The organism is Bifidobacterium sp. FKU (genome assembly GCF_026016385.1).
GTDB classification, from domain to species: Bacteria; Actinomycetota; Actinomycetes; order Actinomycetales; family Bifidobacteriaceae; genus Bifidobacterium; species Bifidobacterium infantis.
Genome location: NZ_CP092888.1, coordinates 2,414,643 through 2,433,219, shown reverse-complemented (window position 1 = coordinate 2,433,219; position 18,577 = coordinate 2,414,643). Strand labels below are relative to the sequence as shown.

The window sequence follows — 18,577 nt, the reverse complement described above, 5'->3', positions numbered from 1 at the left end:
CTTTATCGTACGTTTGCCAATCGATCTTGTCGGTGCTGCGTTGCTGTATCGCGTTCCGGTGATCAATGAGTGGTTCTATCCTCAGCTGGTCAAGCAACGTCAGTTGAGACGGTCTAAGGCAATGAGCCATGCTTGTGTCTCTTGTGGGGAGTAGCTCTTCTGTGCTTTTTCATGTGAATTATGCACCCCCTATGATTTTCGGCGCTTCTGGATAGAAGAAAACGAAGACCGACGCTGGTAGGATATCGCGGTAAGTGTAGAGCGGCATGGGAGTTGCGCCTGTGCTCTTGCAAACGTGTACGCAGTGTATTCGATGAAAGGAAAATCGCGGTTATCATGACGAAGAAAACCGTTCGCGGGATTATCGCGGCAGTTATGGCTTTCATATTGTTTGCCGTCCCCATTGCCGCAGCCGATGCGGAAGAACTAGCGACGGCATCGCAGTCCGGCTATACGGGCTGGATGTACCAGAATGGCGAACGCTACTGGTTTGATTCCGGTACCATGGCGCGGTCGAAGGAAGTGTATGACCCGAATAGTGATGCGTGGTACTGGTTTGATGCTGATGGAACCATGGCTCACGATAAGGATGTCTATCTCTCTTCTGAGGACAAGTGGGTCAGATATGACGGCGACGGCCATATGATCAAAGGTGAGGATTACCGGTATGGCGGCTGGTACTACTTCGATCAGACGACTGGCGCGATGGCGAAAGGTATGAAGTACATCAATTCCAATGGAGGAAAATGGGTGTATTACGACTGGTCGACCGGCAGGATGGCGCATGGCGAGACCTTCGTGAATTACGATGGCGATCACACGGGCTGGTATTTGTTTGATGCATCCACGGGTGCCATGTATCACGGTGATACCTATGTCCGTTCAAACGGAGGGAAGTGGGTCCGCTATGATCGAGTGACCGGGAAAATGGTGAAGGGGCTGCATTATCAGGATGGCGCCTACTACTATTTCGATCAGAATACGGGCGCAATGGCACATGGAAGCGCATGGGTGCCTGAATGGAACTCGTATGCAACGTTTGATTCCGTGACCGGTCGATATGTCGGTAATACCGATTCGGGCGCCGGCGGAAACGCCGGAGGACACAACATTCGTGGACAATACTGCAAGAAGAGCGAAGTCGGCCAGCAAAGAACGGATGCCGATGGGACGCCCATAATTTGCGAGTACCGTGCCGGGAACAAGGTGCCGCATTGGTACGCTAGATGATGCAACTTCCTTGAGGGGTGTGATGGCGTTGTAAGCGCTATCGCGCCCCTCTTTGTCATGGCATCAGGCTCAACGCGCCATACGCGCAGACGACGAATGCCTTCTTGCCTGGATGCGGGTCTGCGACTGTGGTCGCTGCCGACCGTCGGCCATGCCGGGGGAGGGTATTTGCTTCACGGTCGCACGGTTCGTTAGCTTTTTGTTGTCCCGGCACCGATGCCGCGCCGATGAGGGATGCTTCTTGGGTGGGGGAGGGCGACACGCCGAAGAGGGGTGGCGCGTCCGGGATTTTCCGCTGTTTCCGCAGGATGTCTCGATGCTTGGGCGGTGTGGTGTAAGATGATACTAAAGCGGTTTAGTTACCCACCGGTTCAACGACGAACAACAGCTGGTGGGTGCCAAGCCGTGGGGCACCGGCCAAACGCCCCGATCAATGAAGCTCGGCGCATCGGACGAGTCTCATCAAGGAAAGGAAGAACCCATGCACGTCACTAAGAAAATTCTCGGCATCACCTGCGCCGTAGCGGCGCTGGTAAGCGTCTCCGCCTGCGGTTCGTCGGGCGGAGGGACAACGGCGGACGGTAAGAAAGAAGTCTCCTTCCAGACCTGGAACCTGAAGAACGATACCTACACGCCGTATTTCAACGACCTTATCGCCGCGTTCGAGAAGGAGAACCCGGACGTCAAGATCAAGTGGATCGATCAGCCCGCCGACGGATACACCGACAAGATCAACGCCGACGCCGCAGCCGGCACCCTGCCCGACATCGTGGACATGAGCCCCAATGGCGCCTACAGCCTCGCCAAAGCGGGGGTGCTGATGAACCTGAGCACGGAGGCGCCCGACGCCGCCAAACAGTTCACCAAGTCGTCATGGGATGCCGTGACCTTCAAAGGCGAGAACATCGAGAAAGGCGCCTACGCCTTCCCGTGGTACCTCAACTCCGGTGTGCAGTACTACAACAAGAAGGTCCTGACCCAGTGCGGCATCGACGCCTTGCCGCAGAACATGGACGAGTTCTTCGCCGCAGCCTCCACGCTCGGCAAGAACTGCGCCGGCACCACGATGGTGGCTTCCACCCCGACGATCGAATCGCTCGGCCAGTACGGCGCCAAACTCATGAACGGCGACCAGACCGCATTCACCTTCAACGACGCCAAGGGCGTTGAGCTGGTCCAGCATTACATCGACATGTACAACGAGAAGTCCCTGTCCGCCGATGCGCTCAACAACCTGTGGACCGGCGAAGGCGACGCCTTCAAGCAAGGGTCGGTCGCCTCGCTGGCGGGTTCGGCCTACTCGGTCTCCGACTTCGAGGAGAACGCCAAGGAACTCTACAAGAATCTCGGCATCACCGAGCGTCTGCTCGGCGAAGGCGGCAAGATGAACGTCGCCATGGAGACCCTCGTCGTCTCCAAGAACGCCAAGAACAAGGAAGAGGCCCTGAAGTTCGCCGAGTTCGTGACGAACAAGGAGAACCAGACCAAGTTCTGCAAGTCCTCGCACACCTTCCCGTCCGCCAAGGGGGCCGTCGAAGACCCGGCATTCTCCCCGACCGGCGACTCCATGCAGGATCAGGCCGTCAAACTCGCCTCCAAGGCCGTGCTCGACGATGACTGGTTCGCCTCCCCGGCCCCGTTCTCCGAGAACGCGAAGAACAGCCTGCGCGAACAGATCGCCCTCGCCATCCAGGGCAAGCAGTCCGCCCAGGAAGCCCTCGACAAGGTCGTCAAGATCGCCAATGAGGACTTGAACTCATGAGTGAATCCACTCCAACCGGATCCACGACCTCCGCGCGCGGCAGCTCCTCCAAAGCCGCCGCGCGCGGCGGTTCTCGCCGCCATGCCGGCGTGGACGTCGTGGATGAGGGGCACCGCATCCACGAAGGCACGGGCTTCGCCGCATGGCTGTTCGTGCTGCCCGCGCTCGCCGTGGCCCTGGTGTTCGTCATCGCGCCGTTCATCAACACGGTGCGCCTGTCGTTCACCGACGCCACCTTCGCCCGTCCCGGCTCGTTCGTCGGACTGGAGCAATACCGCAAGATGCTGGCCGATCCGGCCGTGCACACCGGCCTGCTCAACTCGTCGCTCTACGTGGTCTGCGTGGTGCCCTTCATGGTCATCCTGCCGCTGATTCTGGCCTCCCTGGTCTCGGGCAATTCCAAGATCCTCTCGTTCTTCCGGGCCTCCTTCTACCTGCCCGTGGTCGTTTCCACGGTCATCGTCGGGTTGGTGTGGACCAATATCCTGGCCCCGAAGGGAGTGGTCAATGCCGCGCTGAAGTCCGTCAACGCAATCAAGGACTATATCCCGTTCCTCACCGATCGCTGGCTATTGCTGTTCAGCGCGATGATGATCACCATCTGGACCGGCTTGGGCTACTACATGATCATCTACCTGGCCGCGCTGGCCAACATCGACCCCGGTCTCTATGAGGCCGCCGAGATCGACGGCGCCGGCGTGGTCCGCCGCTTCCTGCACGTCACCGTGCCGGGCGTGCGCTCCACCATGGTGCTCATCATGCTGTTGTCCAGCGCCGCGGCCTTCCGCGTGTTCAACGAAATATACGTGCTTACCGGCGGAACCGGCGGCGTGGGCGGCCAAGACGTCACGATGACCATGCTGGTCAAGAACTACGGCACCGGACTCAATGCCAAATACGGCTATGCCGGAGCGGTCAGCATGCTGATCTTCCTGATCGTCGGCAGCCTGATCGCCATCGAGTTCCTCATCGAAAGGAAGATGAGCAAGGATGCGTAAGACATCGAACAAAGTCGCGCAGTATGCGTTGCTGACCCTGTTCTTCCTCGTGCTGATCGGCCCGTTGTTCTGGCAGCTCACCCTGGCCTTCAAAGGCAAGGGAGACGACATCTACGCCGTCCCGCCCTACGTGTTTCCCCGGGATCCGACGTGGAGCAACTTCGTCGAGGCGTTCAACCGCATTCCCGTCCTGAGCTATTTCAAGAACTCGCTGATCGTGGCCGCCATCGCCGTATGCGGCAACGTCGTGGGGTCCACCTGCGCCGGTTACGCGCTCTCGCGCCTGACCTTCAAAGGCAAGCGTCTGGTCGTGCTGTTGATCTTCAGCGCCATGTTGATCCCCGGCGAAACCCTGCTGATTTCCCAGTTCATCATCGTCAAGAACATGGGTCTGCAGAACACGCTGATCGGCGCGGCGCTGCCCGGCCTGTGCGGCGCGATGAACGTGCTGCTCATGATGAACGCCTTCGCCGGCATCCCCAACGAGCTCGAGGAATCCGCCAAGGTGGATGGCGCCAACGTGTGGCAACGATTCTGGAACATCTGCGTTCCCCAAGTCAAGGGGACGATGACCGTCGTGACGATCTTCGCCTTCGTCGGCGCATGGAACGACTTCCTGTGGCCGTTGATCATCCTGTCCGATGACAAGGTGTACACGCTGACCGTGGGACTGAACCGGCTCAAGAACCAGTTCGTCTCCGATCCGCGCCTGATCGCCGCGGGCACGGTCATCGCGCTCGTGCCGATCGTGATCTTCTTCCTGGTCTTCCAGCGCTACTTCTTCAAGGGCGTGGAGTCCGGTGGCATCAAAGGATGAAAGGATGATGCGCATGAGATTCGGCGTCAACTACACCCCATCCCACGGCTGGTTCCACTTCTGGCTCGACCCCAACTGGCCGAGCGTCGAGGAAGACATGCGCCGCATCAGGAACCTGGGCATGGACCATGTGCGCGTCTTCCCGGTGTGGCCCTACCTGCAACCCAACCGCACATGGATCAATCGCAAGGCCATCGCCGATGTACGCCGCATGGTGCACATCGCCGGCGAGCAGGGGATGGACGCCTATGTGGACGTGTTCCAAGGGCATCTGTCCAGCTTCGACTTCCTGCCGTCATGGCTGGTCACCTGGCATCGCGGCAACATGTTCGAGGATGCCGATGCCGTCAAGGCGGAGAAAACGCTCGTCGCCGAACTGTACGGGGAGCTGGCCCAGGAGCCGGCGTTCCGGGGGCTCACCCTGGGCAACGAACTCAATCAGTTCTCCGACCGTCCGCATCCCGCCAAAATGGCGACCTCATCCCGGCGCATCGACGCCTGGCTGGCCGATCTGCTGGCCGTCGTCGACCGCAGGAAGCACGTGGCGTTGCACAGCGAAAACGACGGCGTATGGTATCTCGACCATCATCCGTTCACGCCGATGCAGGCCGCGAACCTGGGCGACATGACCACGATCCACTCGTGGGTGTTCAACGGCACCGCGCAAGGCTATGGCGCAATGAGCGAGGAATGCACCGCGCATGCGCTCTACTTGGCCGAGCTTTCCCGAGCCTTCGCCCGGAACCCCGACAGGCCCGTATGGCTGCAGGAGGTCGGCGCCCCGCAGAACGTGCTCGAAGCCGAGCAGACCCCGGAATTCTGCCGCGACACCATCGCCAAGGCGGCGCAATGCCCGAATCTGTGGGGCGTCACATGGTGGTGCTCGCATGACGTGGACTCGCGCATGAGTGATTTCCCGCCCTTCGAGCACGCTCTCGGCCTCTTCGACGAACACGGCAACATCAAACCAATCGGCCGCGCCTTCGCCGAGATGGCGCAGGAGTATCGGGACAAGCCCGCAGCCGGAGGCAATGACGCCGCCGTCGTCATCGAAGTCGATGAGAACGGCAACCCGCTCAACCGTGGCGCCTGCGGCCCGGGCGGCTCGATCTTCGAACGGTGGATGCGGCTGCATGCCGAAGGCGCCCGGCCCACGCTCGTCACCTCGGCGACCGCCCGTGACGGCGAAGCGCTGCGGCGGCTCGGCGTCACGCGGCTTGAAACCGACGATGAGCCGCATGGGGCGAAATACTACACCGCCGTCTCCGACTCATCCTTCGCGGAGCTGGATGCGCGGTGAGCGCCGTGGCCGCCGCACGTCGGCGGCTCCGGCGAGTACCGTCATGGCCGTGGCGATAGTATGGTGGTAATCCGAACATCGTATTTAGAAGTTTCGTATTGAAAGGAACGCGAGGCATGGCAGACGCGCGTACTGATTCCGTGAAGTATCCTGATTTGGTTGTTGTGGGTGCTGGGTTGTTTGGTCTGACGGTGGCGCAGCAGGCGGTGGAGCATGCGGGTGCCCGTGTGCATATCATCGACGTGCGCGACCACATCGGCGGCAACGCCTACTCGTATATGGATGAGGAGACCGGCGCGGAGATCCACAAGTACGGGGCGCACCTGTTCCACACGTCCAACAAGCGTGTGTGGGATTACGTGAATCGTTTCACCTCGTTCACCGACTACGTGCATCGCGTGTATGCCACGCATGACGGCGAGGTCTATCCGCTGCCGATCAACCTGGGCACCATCAACCAGTTCTTCCACGCGCGTTACACGCCGGCCGAGGCGCAGAAGCTTATCGCCGAGCAGGCGGGCGAGCTGGCCGGCACCGATCCGCAGAACCTCAACGACAAGGGCATCCAGCTCATCGGACGTCCCCTGTACGAGGCGTTCATCAAGAACTACACGGGCAAGCAGTGGCAGACCGATCCTGCCGAGCTGCCCGCGTCGATCGTCAAGCGTCTGCCGGTGCGCTTCAACTACGACAACCGCTATTTCAAGGACACGTGGGAGGGTCTGCCCGCGGACGGCTACACGAAGTGGATGGAGCGCATGATCGACGATCCGCGCATCACGGTTTCGCTGGGCGTGGATTTCTTCGACGAATCCCAGCCGTACAACAGGAAGGCCCTGCGGGCCGCGGGCGTGCCGGTGGTGTACACGGGTCCGGTGGACCGTTACTTCGGTTACGAGCTTGGCGACTTGAAGTGGAGGACGGTGGACTTCAAGGAGGTCCGTTACGATGAGGGCGACCATTTCGGTTGCCCGGTGATGAATTTCTCGGACGCGGACGTGCCGTACACTCGTGCTATCGAGTTCAAGAACTTCAATCCGGAGCGTCGCGAGCGGCAGAATCCGGACAAGACGGTGGTGTGGGAGGAGTACAGCCGTTTTGCCGAGCGTGGCGACGAGCCGTATTATCCGATCAACACCGATGCGGACAAGGCCCTGTACGCGCGGTACGAGGCCAAGGCCGCGGCCGAGCCGAAGACCGTGTTCGGCGGGCGACTCGGCACGTACAAGTACTACGACATGCACCAGGTGATCGACACCGCCCTGACCGCCTACGAGGAGCAGGTCGCCCCGCTGCTGAAGAAGTAGACCAGCGTTTCGCCAGAGGATTAACGATTGAGCCTGAAACCGACTGAATATTGCTGAGGCAATAGCCGGTTTCGGGCTTCTGTGTTTTTAACGTTGCAAGTGGGGGGGGTGGCGCTGCTCGAACATGGCTCGGCTTCCCCAGAATGAAAAACTGGCGGAAAGGCGTATAAAGTGGCGGTAAACTGGCGGAAAGGCGTATACAGTGGCGAATTCTGACGTTATTGAGTTGATTTCTTTTGCCGGCCTTTCCGAGTCGGATGTGAGGCTACTTCGAGAAGATAATTGTATTGAGGCGAAAAAGGCCAAAGACAAATTACCAGACAGTCTATGGGTGACTACCATTGCGACCGGGATGAAGTCAAAGCAATGTTTCGCGATGGCAGTGACACTCCTCAGGATCTTCGTATCGTGGAAGATTTGGGTAGTGCTGCATTGGATTCAGGCACGATTGTCTCGTACCGTTCTTATTTTCAGCGGATTCGGCCAAACCATCCATGGCGTAATTTGAATGACGACGATTTTCTCGTGCGTCTACAGGCGCTCGCTCGTTCTACCAAAGATAATCAGTTGCATCCAACTATTGCTGGATTGCTGATGTTTGGGCGCGAATATGATATCGTGCGGGAATTCGCAAATTATTTGACTGAATTGGTAAAGTGCCACGTCGCGTCGATGACGGGGACAAATTTCCTGGGGTACTTAAGGCTCGCCACGAGGAGTACAGTTGTCTGTAACGCACAATGTGGCGCGTAAGACGAGGGGCGCATCTCGCAAGTAGGGTGCGATGCAGTTGAAGGAGTGCATGTCATGACTGATCCGAATGTCAATCCGAACGGCCAGGTGCCAGGGCAGCAAGCTGACGCCAATCCGACTGAGCCGTTAAATGCGATGACAGCGGAAACGGGAACCGCCGCCAACAATGCTCCAACCCAAGCAATCGCAGCGGGCGAACAGCCCACTCAAGCGTTCACTCCTGCTAGGCAGCCTACGCAGGCGTTTACACCTGCCGAGCAGCCCACCCAGCCTTTTGCGCAGGCCAATAAGCCGGTACCGCCTACGCAGGCTTTGCCACCAGTGACTCCTGCCGCTGCGCCTGCGCCCGCACCGGCAGCACCTGCGCCTGCGCCCGCACCGGCAGCACCCAATTCGCCCTATCCGGGGGCGGCTCCGGCAAGCGGATCGGTTCCTCCGGTCTATGGCAGCGGTAGTGCTCCGGTATATCCGGGCGGCGGGGCCGTGCCTCCGCAAACGCCCTATAACCCGTATATGCAAGGCGGCCAACCGAACGGCCAGCCGGGATGGTCTGGTTCTTACGGCAGTGTGCCGCCTGAAGCGAACCGGAAGTACAACGGCCTGGCTATTGCCGGTTTTATCTGCTCGTTCCTTGTCTCACTCCTCGGTCTGATCCTGAGCATCGTGGGCCTCGACCAGATTAAGAAACAGGGCGGCAAGGGAAAGGGCTTGGCCATCGCCGGCATCATCATCAGTGCGGCGGGCATGGTGATACAGGTAATACTGGTCATCGCGCTGATTGTCGGCGGTGCCTCGTATGCCATCAAGGCTATAGATGAGGCGAAAACCGATTCCTCCTATAGTCAGTCCTCTTCGGGCAACGGTGATAGCAGCGATAAGAGCAAAGCTCAAGATAATCTTGACGATGCGCTGGACGATACGTTGGGCGAAACCCATGACGATTTAGCCGACGGTGATTATGGGCTGTACGATTCGATTCAGGATTTCGTCGACTCTTCGGAATTCAAGGACTCTATTGAATCCAAAGCGGATACGTTTGCAGACACCGGCATCACCTTCAACTACCGTGTCGACGGTGACACCTTGGTGTACGAGTACGTGCTCGACGACAGCTACGCCTCGCTAGGCGATACCTTCGCTTCCTCACTGGATGCTATGGACAGCACCTATCAATCCACCGCGAATCTGCTGGGCTCGATGTGCAAGGCCTCCAGCGGCAAGGCATCGTTGCGCGTCATCATGCACACGCAAAGCGGCCAGTCGCTGTACGACAAAACCTGGACCGAAAAGTAGCAATCCCAGCGAACGTGCGTTTTGGTCGATTGAAGGCCGGTCTGCTTGCTCCTTGGACGGATGCTTCTGCGGAAGGAACCGCCAAGGAGTAGGCTTGGCACCATGAGACTCGCACGTTTTTCTTTGAATGATTCGCCGCGCTACGCCTTCGTGCAGAAGGACGAAACGGACGGCAAGGACTACCTCATCGAACTGGACGGCCACCCGCTGGCCGGCGACCAGGTCAAGCCCACCGGCACTCGTTACCCGGTCGACGGCGACGGCATCCGCCTGCTCTCCCCGGTCATCCCCTCCAAGGTCTACGGCCTGGCCAAGAACTATGAGGCGCACGCCCAGTTCATGCACGAGGCCGGACGGTCCGAGATCGCCCACGCGCCGGAGGACATGGTGATCTTCACCAAGCCGTCCACCTCGGTGATCGGCCCCGACGATCCGATCGTGTACCCGGTCTGCTCCAAGGACATGAACTTCGAGCCGGAAGTGGCCGTGGTGATGGGACGCATCGCCAAGAACGTGACCGTCGAGAACGCGATGGATTACGTGCTCGGCTTCACCTGCGTGAACGACGTGACGTTGCGCGATCTGCAGGGCATCGACCCCACGTGGACTCGCGCCAAGGGCTTCGATACCTCCTGCCCGCTTGGCCCGTGGATTGTGATGCGCGACGACCTCGACTGGAGGGACGCCAAGATTTCCTTCACGCTGAACGGCGAGGATGTGCCGATGGCGTCTGGCACCACCGCGAACCTGATTCACGGCATCCCCGAGCAGATTGCCGCGATTTCGTCGTTCTCCACGCTGCTGCCTGGTGACGTCATCATGACCGGCACCCCGAACGCCTCCGGCCACCTCGACCCAGGCGACGAGACCATCGTGCACGTCGAGGGCATAGGCGATCTGCGCAACGTTGTGGTGCGTGCGTGAGTTTGGCACCTGCATCATGTGGGGCGTGCCGTCCGATCCACGCCGCTGCCGCACGCGATTTTACGCGTACGAAAAAGCCGCACCCGCGATTAATCGAATCCGGGTTTCCCGGACCGGTGATCGGGGTGCGGCTTGTGGGCGTGGAACGCCCGCGATTTTGTCAGGCATGGGCCTGACGGAGAGGATGACTGCCTCGTTGCGCTTGCCGGTTTTCAACTGACCATACTCCACAGTGTCAGTCATGGTGAGGATTTCGGGCCTTATCGGTATCACCTTTCTAACTTAACAAGATATTCGGTGGTGTCTTCTTCAAACTTCTTCTGACCTGTCAAATGAAAGCCATGCTTCTGGTAGAAAGAAATTGCCCTAAAATTCTTCTCTAATGCCCATAGATTATTCGCATGGAGCTCTTTAATTGCGAATTCGATCAGTTCATTGCCGATCCCCTCACTTTGGAAAGACGTATCTACATATAGTTTACAGATTTCTGTTCTGTTCATTTGAATGAAACCTTTTATCAGTCCATCATCGGATACATATATGTTATTGATGATTTCGTCTTTTTTGAAGTAACTATCTATCAATGAAACAACTTGTAACTCCCCAAAAGAAAAGCTTTCATCTTTGAATATGGGGAAGAAGTTTATCCTGTTATTGAATACATATATCTCAGCGATTCTTGATAAATCATCTACTGCTGCTTTTCTGATACGCATCTTAATATCTCCTTTACGGATTCCGAATCTGTTCTTACGGTTTCAGAGTAGCAATCAGTTCATCTCCATCCTTTTCCTCGGTTCCAACAAATCCAGACAGGTAGTATAACTGACTGGCAACTTCATTCCAGGTTCATAAGACAACCAGCAGTATTCCGCTCTACCGCAGGAATGCTTCTATGGATTCTTCACTGGGCAATGTGGCAAAGATTCGTCTGATCTTGTGGAAGAGGGGGGTGGGATATTGCGAAACATGAAAACTTGAGTCACATGCACTCAAGTTTTGGGAATAGAATGGGTTCCAGGTCGGTTGACCATATCAGACAACGACAAGTTGCGGTCTGCCGCAACGCTCGCAGGACTTTCGAAGCCTGCGAGCCGCACTGCGCGGACCGCATGATATGGAGGAATACGATATGGAACAGAAGTTCACCACCATGGCCCAGGAGGCCGTCGGCGACGCCATCCAGAGTGCGTCCGCCGCGGGAAACGCGCAGGTCGAAACCCTGCACGTCATGGACGCGCTGCTGCGCCAGGAGAACGGCGTGGTGCGTTCGCTGATCGAAGCCGCGGGCGGAGACCCGCAGGCCATCGGCGCGGCGGTGCGCAACGCCTTGGTCGCCCTGCCAAGCGCATCCGGTTCCAGCACATCACAGCCGCAGGCCAGTCGTCAGCTGACCGCCGCCATCGCCCAGGCCGAGAAGGAAATGCAGCAGATGGGCGACGAATACGTCTCCACCGAACATCTGCTCATCGGCATCGCGGCCAGCAAGCCGAACCAGTCGGCCGAAATCCTGGAGAAGAACGGCGTCACCGCCGCCTCCCTGCGCAAGGCCGTGCCCGGTGTGCGTGGCGGCGCGAAAGTCACCAGCCCGGACGCGGAAGGCTCATACAAGGCCCTGGAGAAGTACTCCACCGACCTGACGGCCGCCGCCAAGGAAGGCAAGCTGGACCCGGTCATCGGCCGCGACCAGGAGATCCGCCGCGTGATTCAGATCCTCTCCCGTCGTACCAAGAACAATCCGGTGCTGATCGGCGAGCCGGGCGTGGGCAAAACTGCCGTCGTCGAAGGCCTGGCCCAGCGCATCGTGGCGGGCGACGTGCCCACCACGCTGCAAGGCAAGAAGCTCATCTCCCTCGACCTGGGCTCCATGGTGGCCGGCTCGAAGTACCGCGGCGAATTCGAAGAGCGCCTGAAGAGCGTCCTGAACGAGATCAAGAACGCGGACGGCCAGATCATCACCTTCATCGACGAGATCCACACCATCGTCGGCGCCGGCGCGGCCGAGGGCTCGATGGACGCCGGCAATATGCTGAAGCCCATGCTGGCCCGCGGCGAACTGCGCCTGATCGGCGCGACCACGCTGGACGAATACCGCGAGAACATCGAGAAGGATCCGGCATTGGAACGCCGTTTCCAGCAGGTGTTCGTGGGCGAGCCAAGCGTGGAGGACACCATCGCCATCCTGCGTGGCCTCAAACAGCGTTACGAGGCGCACCACAAGGTGACGATCGGCGACGACGCGCTGGTTGCCGCCGCGACCCTCTCGAACCGGTACATCTCAGGCCGTCAACTGCCGGACAAGGCCATCGACCTGGTCGACGAAGCCGCCGCCCACCTGCGCATGGAACTCGACTCCTCGCCCGAGGAGATCGACGAACTGCAACGCAGGGTGACCCGTCTCGAAATGGAGGAGATGCAGCTCAGGAAAGCCGAGGACCCCGCGTCCAAGGAGCGTCTGGGCAAGCTGCAGGCCGAACTCGCGGACACCCGCGAGAAGCTCAGCGGTCTCAAGGCGCGTTGGGATGCGGAACAGGCCGGCCACAACAAGGTCGGCGACCTGCGTGCCAAGCTCGATGACCTGCGTGTGCAGGCGGATAAGTACACCCGTGAAGGCAACCTCGCGGAAGCCTCGAAGATTCTCTACGGCGAGATCCCATCCATCCAAAAGGAACTTGCCGCAGCGGAGAACGCCGACGCCGAAACCCAAGACTCCGGCGCCGGGCAGCCGAGCGCCGAACCGATGGTCCCGGACCGCGTGGACGCCGATTCAGTGGCCGGCATCGTCTCCGACTGGACCGGCATCCCCGTCGGACGCCTGATGCAGGGCGAAAACGAGAAGCTGCTCCACATGGAGGATTACCTCGGCAAGCGTGTGATCGGACAGAAGGAAGCCATCGCCGCCGTATCCGACGCGGTGCGCCGTTCTCGCGCCGGCATCTCCGACCCGAACCGTCCGACCGGCTCGTTCCTGTTCCTCGGCCCCACCGGCGTGGGCAAGACCGAACTGGCCAAGGCGCTCGCCGACTTCCTGCTCGACGACGAGAAGGCCATGGTCCGCATCGACATGTCCGAATACATGGAGAAGGCTTCAGTCTCGCGCCTGATCGGTGCGGCTCCGGGCTACGTGGGCTACGAGCAGGGCGGCCAGCTGACCGAAGCCGTGCGCCGCCGCCCGTACTCCGTGGTGTTGTTCGACGAGGTCGAGAAAGCCAACCCGGAGATCTTCGACGTGCTGCTGCAGGTGCTCGACGACGGCCGCCTGACCGATGGCCAGGGCAGGACCGTGGACTTCAAGAACACGATTCTGATCATGACCTCCAATCTCGGCTCGCAGTTCCTCGTGAACGACGACATGGACGCCGACGCCAAGAAGAAGGCCGTGATGGACGCCGTCCACATGAGCTTCAAGCAGGAGTTCCTGAACCGTCTGGACGACATCGTCATGTTCCACCCGCTGACCCGCGATGAGCTCGGCGGCATCGTGGACATTCAGGTGGCCGGGGTGGCTCAGCGCCTGACCGACCGGCGTATCACGCTGGACGTCACCGCGGCGGCCCGCGAATGGCTGTCGAACACCGGGTATGATCCGGCGTATGGCGCCCGTCCGCTGCGCAGGCTGGTGCAGACCGAAGTGGGCGACCAGCTGGCCCGCATGCTGCTGGCCGGCAAGGTCCACGACGGCGACACCGTGCTCGTCGACCAGACCGGCGGCGAGCATCTGGAGCTCACCGCACGTTCGGGCGGCGACGATCCGTCCGGCGACGACCAGTCCGTGAGCGTGGACGGGATTCAGGAAGACCGGTGACCGGACGATTCGCCCCCACGCCGTCGGGACGCATGCACATCGGCAACATATACGCCATGCTGGGCGCATGGCTCTCGGCCCGTTCCCGTGGCGAACGCATGATGATGCGCATCGAAGACGTGGACGGGCCCCGCGTGGTCGCCGGCGCCGACCGGCTCATGATGGACGACCTGCATTGGCTCGGGCTCGACTGGGATGGTGAGCCGATGTTCCAGTCCCAGCGCACCGAACGATACGAGTATGCGCTGGAATGCCTGCGCTCGCAAGGCGTGCTGTATCCCTGCTTCTGTTCGCGCGCGGATATCCGCGCGGCGTCGGCGCCCAACGAGGGAGACGGCTTCACGGTGTATCCGGGCACATGCCGCCGCCTGCTGCGCGAGCATCCCGAGCAGGTGCGCGCCCGCCTGACGCGCGGCGACCGTCACTCCATCCGCATCGCCATGCCTGAGGAGGCCGTCGCCTTCGCCGATGGCGTCTACGGGCCGCGTCGATACGACCTGGCCCGGGAAGTGGGCGATTGCGTGATTCGCCGGGCCGATGGGTTGTTCGGATACCAGTTGGCCGTGGTGGTCGATGATCTCGACATGGGCGTGGACGACATCGTGCGCGGGCGTGACCTGCTGCGCTCCACCGCATTGCAGATGCGGATTCGCAGGTGCCTGCTGGAGGGCGGCTTTGAACCGGAACATGGCGGCATCGACCCGTGCGCCGCCGGTCGGCCCGCAAGCCGTTGCGCCGCGTGCCCCGCATACGCGCATCTGCCGCTGATCGACAATGCGGCCGGACGCCGCCTCGCCAAACGAGAGCGGTCGCTCGACATGGGCGCCCTGCGGGCGCGCGGCGTCCGCCCCGAGCAGATCATCGGCTACTGTGCGTGGCTGCTTCGCCTACGGCCCGATCCCATCGCCTGTCCGCCCGCCGATCTGCTGGCCGATTTCAGCTGGACGCCGCTGCGCGGCGCGCATGACGATCGCATCCTGGATCCGGCCTCGCCGCACACGCCGGCATGGCTGGCCGAAGCCTTGTGAGCGCGGGCCGCCGGGCCGCGCAAAAACGTGCCGTCAGCCGGCGTGACGTTGCGTGCCGAGGTGACGGACCGCGGTAGGCTGAGCGTGGATGATTGGTCCGACACGGGAGGAACGTATGTCTTCATCGAAACTGTTCAGAAATGTGATCATCGGCGGCGCCGTTGCCGCGGGCACCGCGGCCTGGGCGCTTGCGCCGCGCTCGTTCAACGACAAGCGCCGCAACTTCGTGCCTTCGGTGCCCGATGCGTGGTACGCCCACCGTGGTCTGCACGACGCCGGTTCCGGCCTGACCCATCGGTACGCCGCCGAATCCGGCGACTATGTGGCGCTCGCCCGCCGCATGGCCGAGAAAGCCGGCTACGGTTCCGCCAACGAGGCCGGCCCGATCGCCCCCGAGAATTCGCTGGCCTCCTTCGCCGCCGCCTGCGAGGCCGGGTATGGCATAGAACTCGATCTGCAGCTGACACTCGACGGTCAGGTGGTCGTCGTGCATGACCCCGACCTGAAGCGCGTGGCCGGCGATCCGCGCCGCATCGAAGACCTCACCTACGGCGAGTTGACGCGCATCCCGTTGTTCCCCACGGCCCGGCCCGGCGATGCCGTCGCCGAACCATTGCCCGGCGCCGAGGAGGTGCCGGCGCTGGTCACCACGCCGTCCGCCGCGCCGGACGGCTACTACCAGCATGTGCCGCTGTTCTCCGACGTGCTTGCGGTGGTGAATGGCCGCGTTCCGCTGATCGTGGAATACAAGTTCGACGACAACGCCCATTGGGACGGGCGCTGCGACGAACTGATGGACAAGGGTGCCGCGCTGCTCGCCCAGTACGAAGGCCCGTACGTGATTGAATCGTTCAACCCCCGTGCCGTGGAATGGTACAAGGTCAACCATCCCGAAGTGAATCGCGGACAGTTGAGCTGGCCCGCCACCATCAAGGAGGACGGTGTGACCGAATGGGCCGCCGGCCTGCTCGTGTTCGACTGGATGTCCCGCCCCGATTTCGTGGCCTACGACTGGGTCGGCGGCTCGTCACCGCAGGTCAGGCTCGCGCGCGCGATGGGCGCGACCGCCGTGTCGTGGACCGTGCGCAGCCGTGACGAACTCGCCCAATGCGACGCTTACTTCGACCGTCATATCTTCGAGGCGTTCGTGCCCGACGAACGGTAAACCGCTTTACTGGTTCCCGACAGGCCGCCCACCACATTTGTCGTGGTGGGCGGCCTGTTTATTGGCATGCCGTGACGGGGCGGTGAACGAGGCGAATATCAGACGTAATGGCGATGAAGCCATATTGAATTCTCAGTGATATCGATCCAGGGGCGTCGACTGCTGGGGTACCACTGAACGAGGTAACCGTCCATAGGAAAAATGCATAAACGGTCTTCGACCGGAAGGGGCCTTTGCATGTCTCAGGCAGTCGCACACATCCAAAAACCTAGCCAATCCCCGCCGTCATATGGCGCGGGTTCCCGTGCCAAGGCGCGATTCACCCTGCGCGACGTGACGTCGTCGCTGTATCTTGCGCCCGCGGCCATCGTGTTCCTCGTATTCGTGGTATATCCGCTGATTCGCACGTTCGTGCTGTCCATGTCGGGCACCGACATTCTCGGCCGACAGAGCACGTTCGTGGGACTGCGCAATTTCCAGCGCGTGTTCAGCGATCCCGAATTCGGCAAAATCATGCTCAATACGTTGATGTTCGCCGTATACACGGTGATTCCCACGATTCTGCTGTCGCTGGTCATTGCGTTGATGCTGAACAAGGAATCCACCGTCAATCGTGTGTTCCGCACGATTTTCGCGCTGCCGTTCGCCTACTCGGTGTCGGCCGCGTCCATCATCTTCTCCGCCTTCTTCAATCCGGCCACTGGCCTGTTCAACGCCGCACTGCAGAAAATCGGCATGCAGCCGGTGGGTTGGCTCACCGACCCGAAATTCGCGATGCCGGCCATCGCCATGACCACGGTGTGGATGAACATCGGCTACAACGTGCTGGTGTTGCTTGCCGGTCTTGGTTCGGTTCCGAAGGAAATCGTCGAAGCGGCTCGTCTGGACGGTGCTTCCGGTCTACGCCTGCAGACCTCGATCATGATTCCGCTGATCATGCCGCAGTTGTTCTTCCTGATCATCACCGACACCATCCAGTCGTTGGAAAGCTTCGGCCAGATTCATGTGCTCACCAAGGGTGGCCCGAACGCCTCCACCACCACGCTGGTGTACGACATCTACATGCACGGTTTCGCCAACAACAGCTCCAATTTCGGCTACGCTTCGGCCGAGGCGTTGGTGCTGATCGTGGTGGTCGCCGTCATCACCCTGATCCAGTTCCTCACTGTTGGAAAGCAGGTGGATAACCAATGACCGCTTCCGTTCCCTCCGGTACCGTGTCGCGCGGCGCGACCGGCTCGCTGAGCCTTTCCCGCGCCAAATACATCGCCTCGAAAATCTTCGGCGTGCTGATGCTGTTGTTTCTTGCCTTCCTCGTGGTCTTCCCGGTGTACTACTCGTTCGCCGGTTCGCTGATGAAGCAGGAGGACATCGCCAGCTATCCGCCCGCCGTCTGGCCGGTGCATGGCATCACCTGGAATAATCTCGCCACCGCGGCGCAGATCATTCCGCTCATGCGCCAGTACGTCAACTCGCTGGGGGCCACGCTGGTGATCACCGTGGCGCAGGTGCTCACCTCCACTTTGGTGGCGTATGCGCTGGTGATCCTCAAAGTCAAGGGCCGTCGCGTGTGGTTCGTGCTGTTCCTGTCCACGATGATGATTCCGGGTGAATCCGTGATCATCCCGAACTATCTGACCATCTCTTCGCTCGGGCTGCGCAACACCTTCCTCGCGCTGGTGCTTCCGTTCCTCGCCAGTGGATTCGGCGTGTTCATGATGCATTCGTTCATGCGCCAGTTCCCGATGGAGCTGGTGGAAGCCGCGCGCATCGACGGCGCCTCGAACCTGCGTCTGCTATGGTCCGTAGTGCTTCCGCTAAGCCGCCCGGCCATCGCCTCGCTGGCCATCTACACCTTCCTGACTCACTGGAACGCCTTCTTCTGGCCCTTGCTGGTCACGGAGACACCGCAGATGCAGACCATCCAGATCGGCATCACGCAGCTGCAGTCGCCCGATGCCTTCAACCCGGGACTGGTAATGGCCGGCGCCGTTCTGGCCGTCATCCCCACGCTGTTCATCATCGTGTTCGGGCAGCGCCAGATCGTGCGCGGTCTGACTGCTGGTTCGACCAAATGATTTGTGATTCATAACTCAATACCGACAACAACCAACCATTGACGTCGCCGACCATTGGCCGAGCTGAATGTTGACGTCAATCACCATCCCTCGGCCGGCGCTCGCTGGCCGACTGTC

At 60.5% G+C, this 18,577-nt stretch carries 15 protein-coding genes and 1 pseudogene; 14 read left to right on the top strand and 2 right to left on the bottom strand.

Annotated features, from left to right (window positions below):
* Positions 1-336 precede the first annotated feature (336 nt).
* The 9 genes from MMB48_RS10915 to MMB48_RS10875 all read left to right on the top strand — a co-directional run bounded on the left by MMB48_RS10915 (position 337) and on the right by MMB48_RS10875 (position 10,384).
* Positions 337-1,230 carry a hypothetical protein gene (locus MMB48_RS10915; protein WP_032744258.1) on the top strand — a complete coding sequence of 298 codons (894 nt, stop codon included), beginning with the start codon at positions 337-339 and terminating at the stop codon, positions 1,228-1,230.
* A 481-nt stretch (positions 1,231-1,711) separates the two neighbouring features.
* Complete coding sequence (locus tag MMB48_RS10910) at positions 1,712-2,992, top strand: ABC transporter substrate-binding protein (RefSeq protein WP_032744260.1); 1,281 nt, start codon at positions 1,712-1,714, stop codon at positions 2,990-2,992.
* On the top strand, positions 2,989-3,990 hold the full coding sequence (locus tag MMB48_RS10905) for a carbohydrate ABC transporter permease (protein WP_032744261.1): 1,002 nt from the start codon (positions 2,989-2,991) through the stop codon (positions 3,988-3,990). The genes MMB48_RS10910 and MMB48_RS10905 overlap by 4 nt, the downstream gene beginning before the upstream one ends.
* Positions 3,983-4,807, top strand: a complete 825-nt coding sequence (locus MMB48_RS10900; RefSeq protein WP_032744262.1) for a carbohydrate ABC transporter permease — start codon at positions 3,983-3,985, stop codon at positions 4,805-4,807. The genes MMB48_RS10905 and MMB48_RS10900 overlap by 8 nt, the downstream gene beginning before the upstream one ends.
* A gap of 13 nt (positions 4,808-4,820) precedes the next feature.
* The gene (locus MMB48_RS10895; RefSeq protein ID WP_032744265.1) at positions 4,821-6,107 is read left to right on the top strand and encodes a glycoside hydrolase 5 family protein; all 1,287 of its coding nucleotides are present in this window, start codon (positions 4,821-4,823) and stop codon (positions 6,105-6,107) included.
* 116 nt (positions 6,108-6,223) lie between these two features.
* On the top strand, positions 6,224-7,414 hold the full coding sequence (gene glf / locus MMB48_RS10890; protein ID WP_151497898.1) for a UDP-galactopyranose mutase: 1,191 nt from the start codon (positions 6,224-6,226) through the stop codon (positions 7,412-7,414).
* Between the two features lie 202 nt (positions 7,415-7,616).
* Positions 7,617-7,922, top strand: coding sequence for a hypothetical protein (locus MMB48_RS10885; protein ID WP_032743967.1), 306 nt, complete (start codon positions 7,617-7,619; stop codon positions 7,920-7,922).
* A gap of 299 nt (positions 7,923-8,221) precedes the next feature.
* Positions 8,222-9,460 (top strand): DUF4854 domain-containing protein, encoded by a 1,239-nt coding sequence (locus tag MMB48_RS10880; RefSeq protein WP_032743966.1) that lies wholly within the window; start codon positions 8,222-8,224, stop codon positions 9,458-9,460.
* A 102-nt stretch (positions 9,461-9,562) separates the two neighbouring features.
* The gene (locus MMB48_RS10875; RefSeq protein WP_032743965.1) at positions 9,563-10,384 is read left to right on the top strand and encodes a fumarylacetoacetate hydrolase family protein; all 822 of its coding nucleotides are present in this window, start codon (positions 9,563-9,565) and stop codon (positions 10,382-10,384) included.
* 147 nt (positions 10,385-10,531) lie between these two features.
* On the opposite strand, the pseudogene MMB48_RS11760 reads toward MMB48_RS10875, so the two are convergent.
* A pseudogene (locus MMB48_RS11760) lies at positions 10,532-10,636 on the bottom strand (MFS transporter); the annotation flags it as partial.
* A gap of 17 nt (positions 10,637-10,653) precedes the next feature.
* A complete protein-coding gene (locus MMB48_RS10870) occupies positions 10,654-11,100 on the bottom strand; it encodes a GNAT family N-acetyltransferase (protein ID WP_032743962.1) in 447 nt (148 codons plus the stop codon).
* A 416-nt stretch (positions 11,101-11,516) separates the two neighbouring features.
* Here MMB48_RS10870 and clpB point away from each other — a divergent pair, with 416 nt between their 5' ends.
* The 5 genes from clpB to MMB48_RS10845 all read left to right on the top strand — a co-directional run bounded on the left by clpB (position 11,517) and on the right by MMB48_RS10845 (position 18,460).
* Positions 11,517-14,189, top strand: a complete 2,673-nt coding sequence (gene clpB, locus MMB48_RS10865) for an ATP-dependent chaperone ClpB (RefSeq protein ID WP_032743961.1) — start codon at positions 11,517-11,519, stop codon at positions 14,187-14,189.
* Positions 14,186-15,217 carry a glutamyl-Q tRNA(Asp) synthetase gene (locus MMB48_RS10860; RefSeq protein ID WP_032743960.1) on the top strand — a complete coding sequence of 344 codons (1,032 nt, stop codon included), beginning with the start codon at positions 14,186-14,188 and terminating at the stop codon, positions 15,215-15,217. Before clpB ends, MMB48_RS10860 begins: the two co-directional genes overlap by 4 nt.
* Before the next feature lie 115 nt (positions 15,218-15,332).
* Entirely contained in the window at positions 15,333-16,382 is a 1,050-nt protein-coding gene (locus MMB48_RS10855; RefSeq protein ID WP_032743959.1) for a glycerophosphodiester phosphodiesterase family protein, read from the top strand.
* 237 nt (positions 16,383-16,619) lie between these two features.
* Complete coding sequence (locus MMB48_RS10850) at positions 16,620-17,576, top strand: carbohydrate ABC transporter permease (protein ID WP_032743958.1); 957 nt, start codon at positions 16,620-16,622, stop codon at positions 17,574-17,576.
* On the top strand, positions 17,573-18,460 hold the full coding sequence (locus MMB48_RS10845) for a carbohydrate ABC transporter permease (RefSeq protein ID WP_032743957.1): 888 nt from the start codon (positions 17,573-17,575) through the stop codon (positions 18,458-18,460). Before MMB48_RS10850 ends, MMB48_RS10845 begins: the two co-directional genes overlap by 4 nt.
* Positions 18,461-18,577: the final 117 nt, after the last annotated feature.

What these genes read in the sequence shown, in the direction of transcription:
- MMB48_RS10915 (WP_032744258.1), top strand. Translation starts at nt 337, where the DNA reads ATGACGAAGAAAACCGTTCGCGGGATTATCGCGGCAGTTATGGCTTTC.
- MMB48_RS10910 (WP_032744260.1), top strand. Translation starts at nt 1,712, where the DNA reads ATGCACGTCACTAAGAAAATTCTCGGCATCACCTGCGCCGTAGCGGCG.
- MMB48_RS10905 (WP_032744261.1), top strand. Translation starts at nt 2,989, where the DNA reads ATGAGTGAATCCACTCCAACCGGATCCACGACCTCCGCGCGCGGCAGC.
- MMB48_RS10900 (WP_032744262.1), top strand. Translation starts at nt 3,983, where the DNA reads ATGCGTAAGACATCGAACAAAGTCGCGCAGTATGCGTTGCTGACCCTG.
- MMB48_RS10895 (WP_032744265.1), top strand. Translation starts at nt 4,821, where the DNA reads ATGAGATTCGGCGTCAACTACACCCCATCCCACGGCTGGTTCCACTTC.
- glf (WP_151497898.1), top strand. Translation starts at nt 6,224, where the DNA reads ATGGCAGACGCGCGTACTGATTCCGTGAAGTATCCTGATTTGGTTGTT.
- MMB48_RS10880 (WP_032743966.1), top strand. Translation starts at nt 8,222, where the DNA reads ATGACTGATCCGAATGTCAATCCGAACGGCCAGGTGCCAGGGCAGCAA.
- MMB48_RS10875 (WP_032743965.1), top strand. Translation starts at nt 9,563, where the DNA reads ATGAGACTCGCACGTTTTTCTTTGAATGATTCGCCGCGCTACGCCTTC.
- MMB48_RS10870 (WP_032743962.1), bottom strand. Translation starts at nt 11,100, where the DNA reads ATGCGTATCAGAAAAGCAGCAGTAGATGATTTATCAAGAATCGCTGAG.
- clpB (WP_032743961.1), top strand. Translation starts at nt 11,517, where the DNA reads ATGGAACAGAAGTTCACCACCATGGCCCAGGAGGCCGTCGGCGACGCC.
- MMB48_RS10855 (WP_032743959.1), top strand. Translation starts at nt 15,333, where the DNA reads ATGTCTTCATCGAAACTGTTCAGAAATGTGATCATCGGCGGCGCCGTT.
- MMB48_RS10850 (WP_032743958.1), top strand. Translation starts at nt 16,620, where the DNA reads ATGTCTCAGGCAGTCGCACACATCCAAAAACCTAGCCAATCCCCGCCG.
- MMB48_RS10845 (WP_032743957.1), top strand. Translation starts at nt 17,573, where the DNA reads ATGACCGCTTCCGTTCCCTCCGGTACCGTGTCGCGCGGCGCGACCGGC.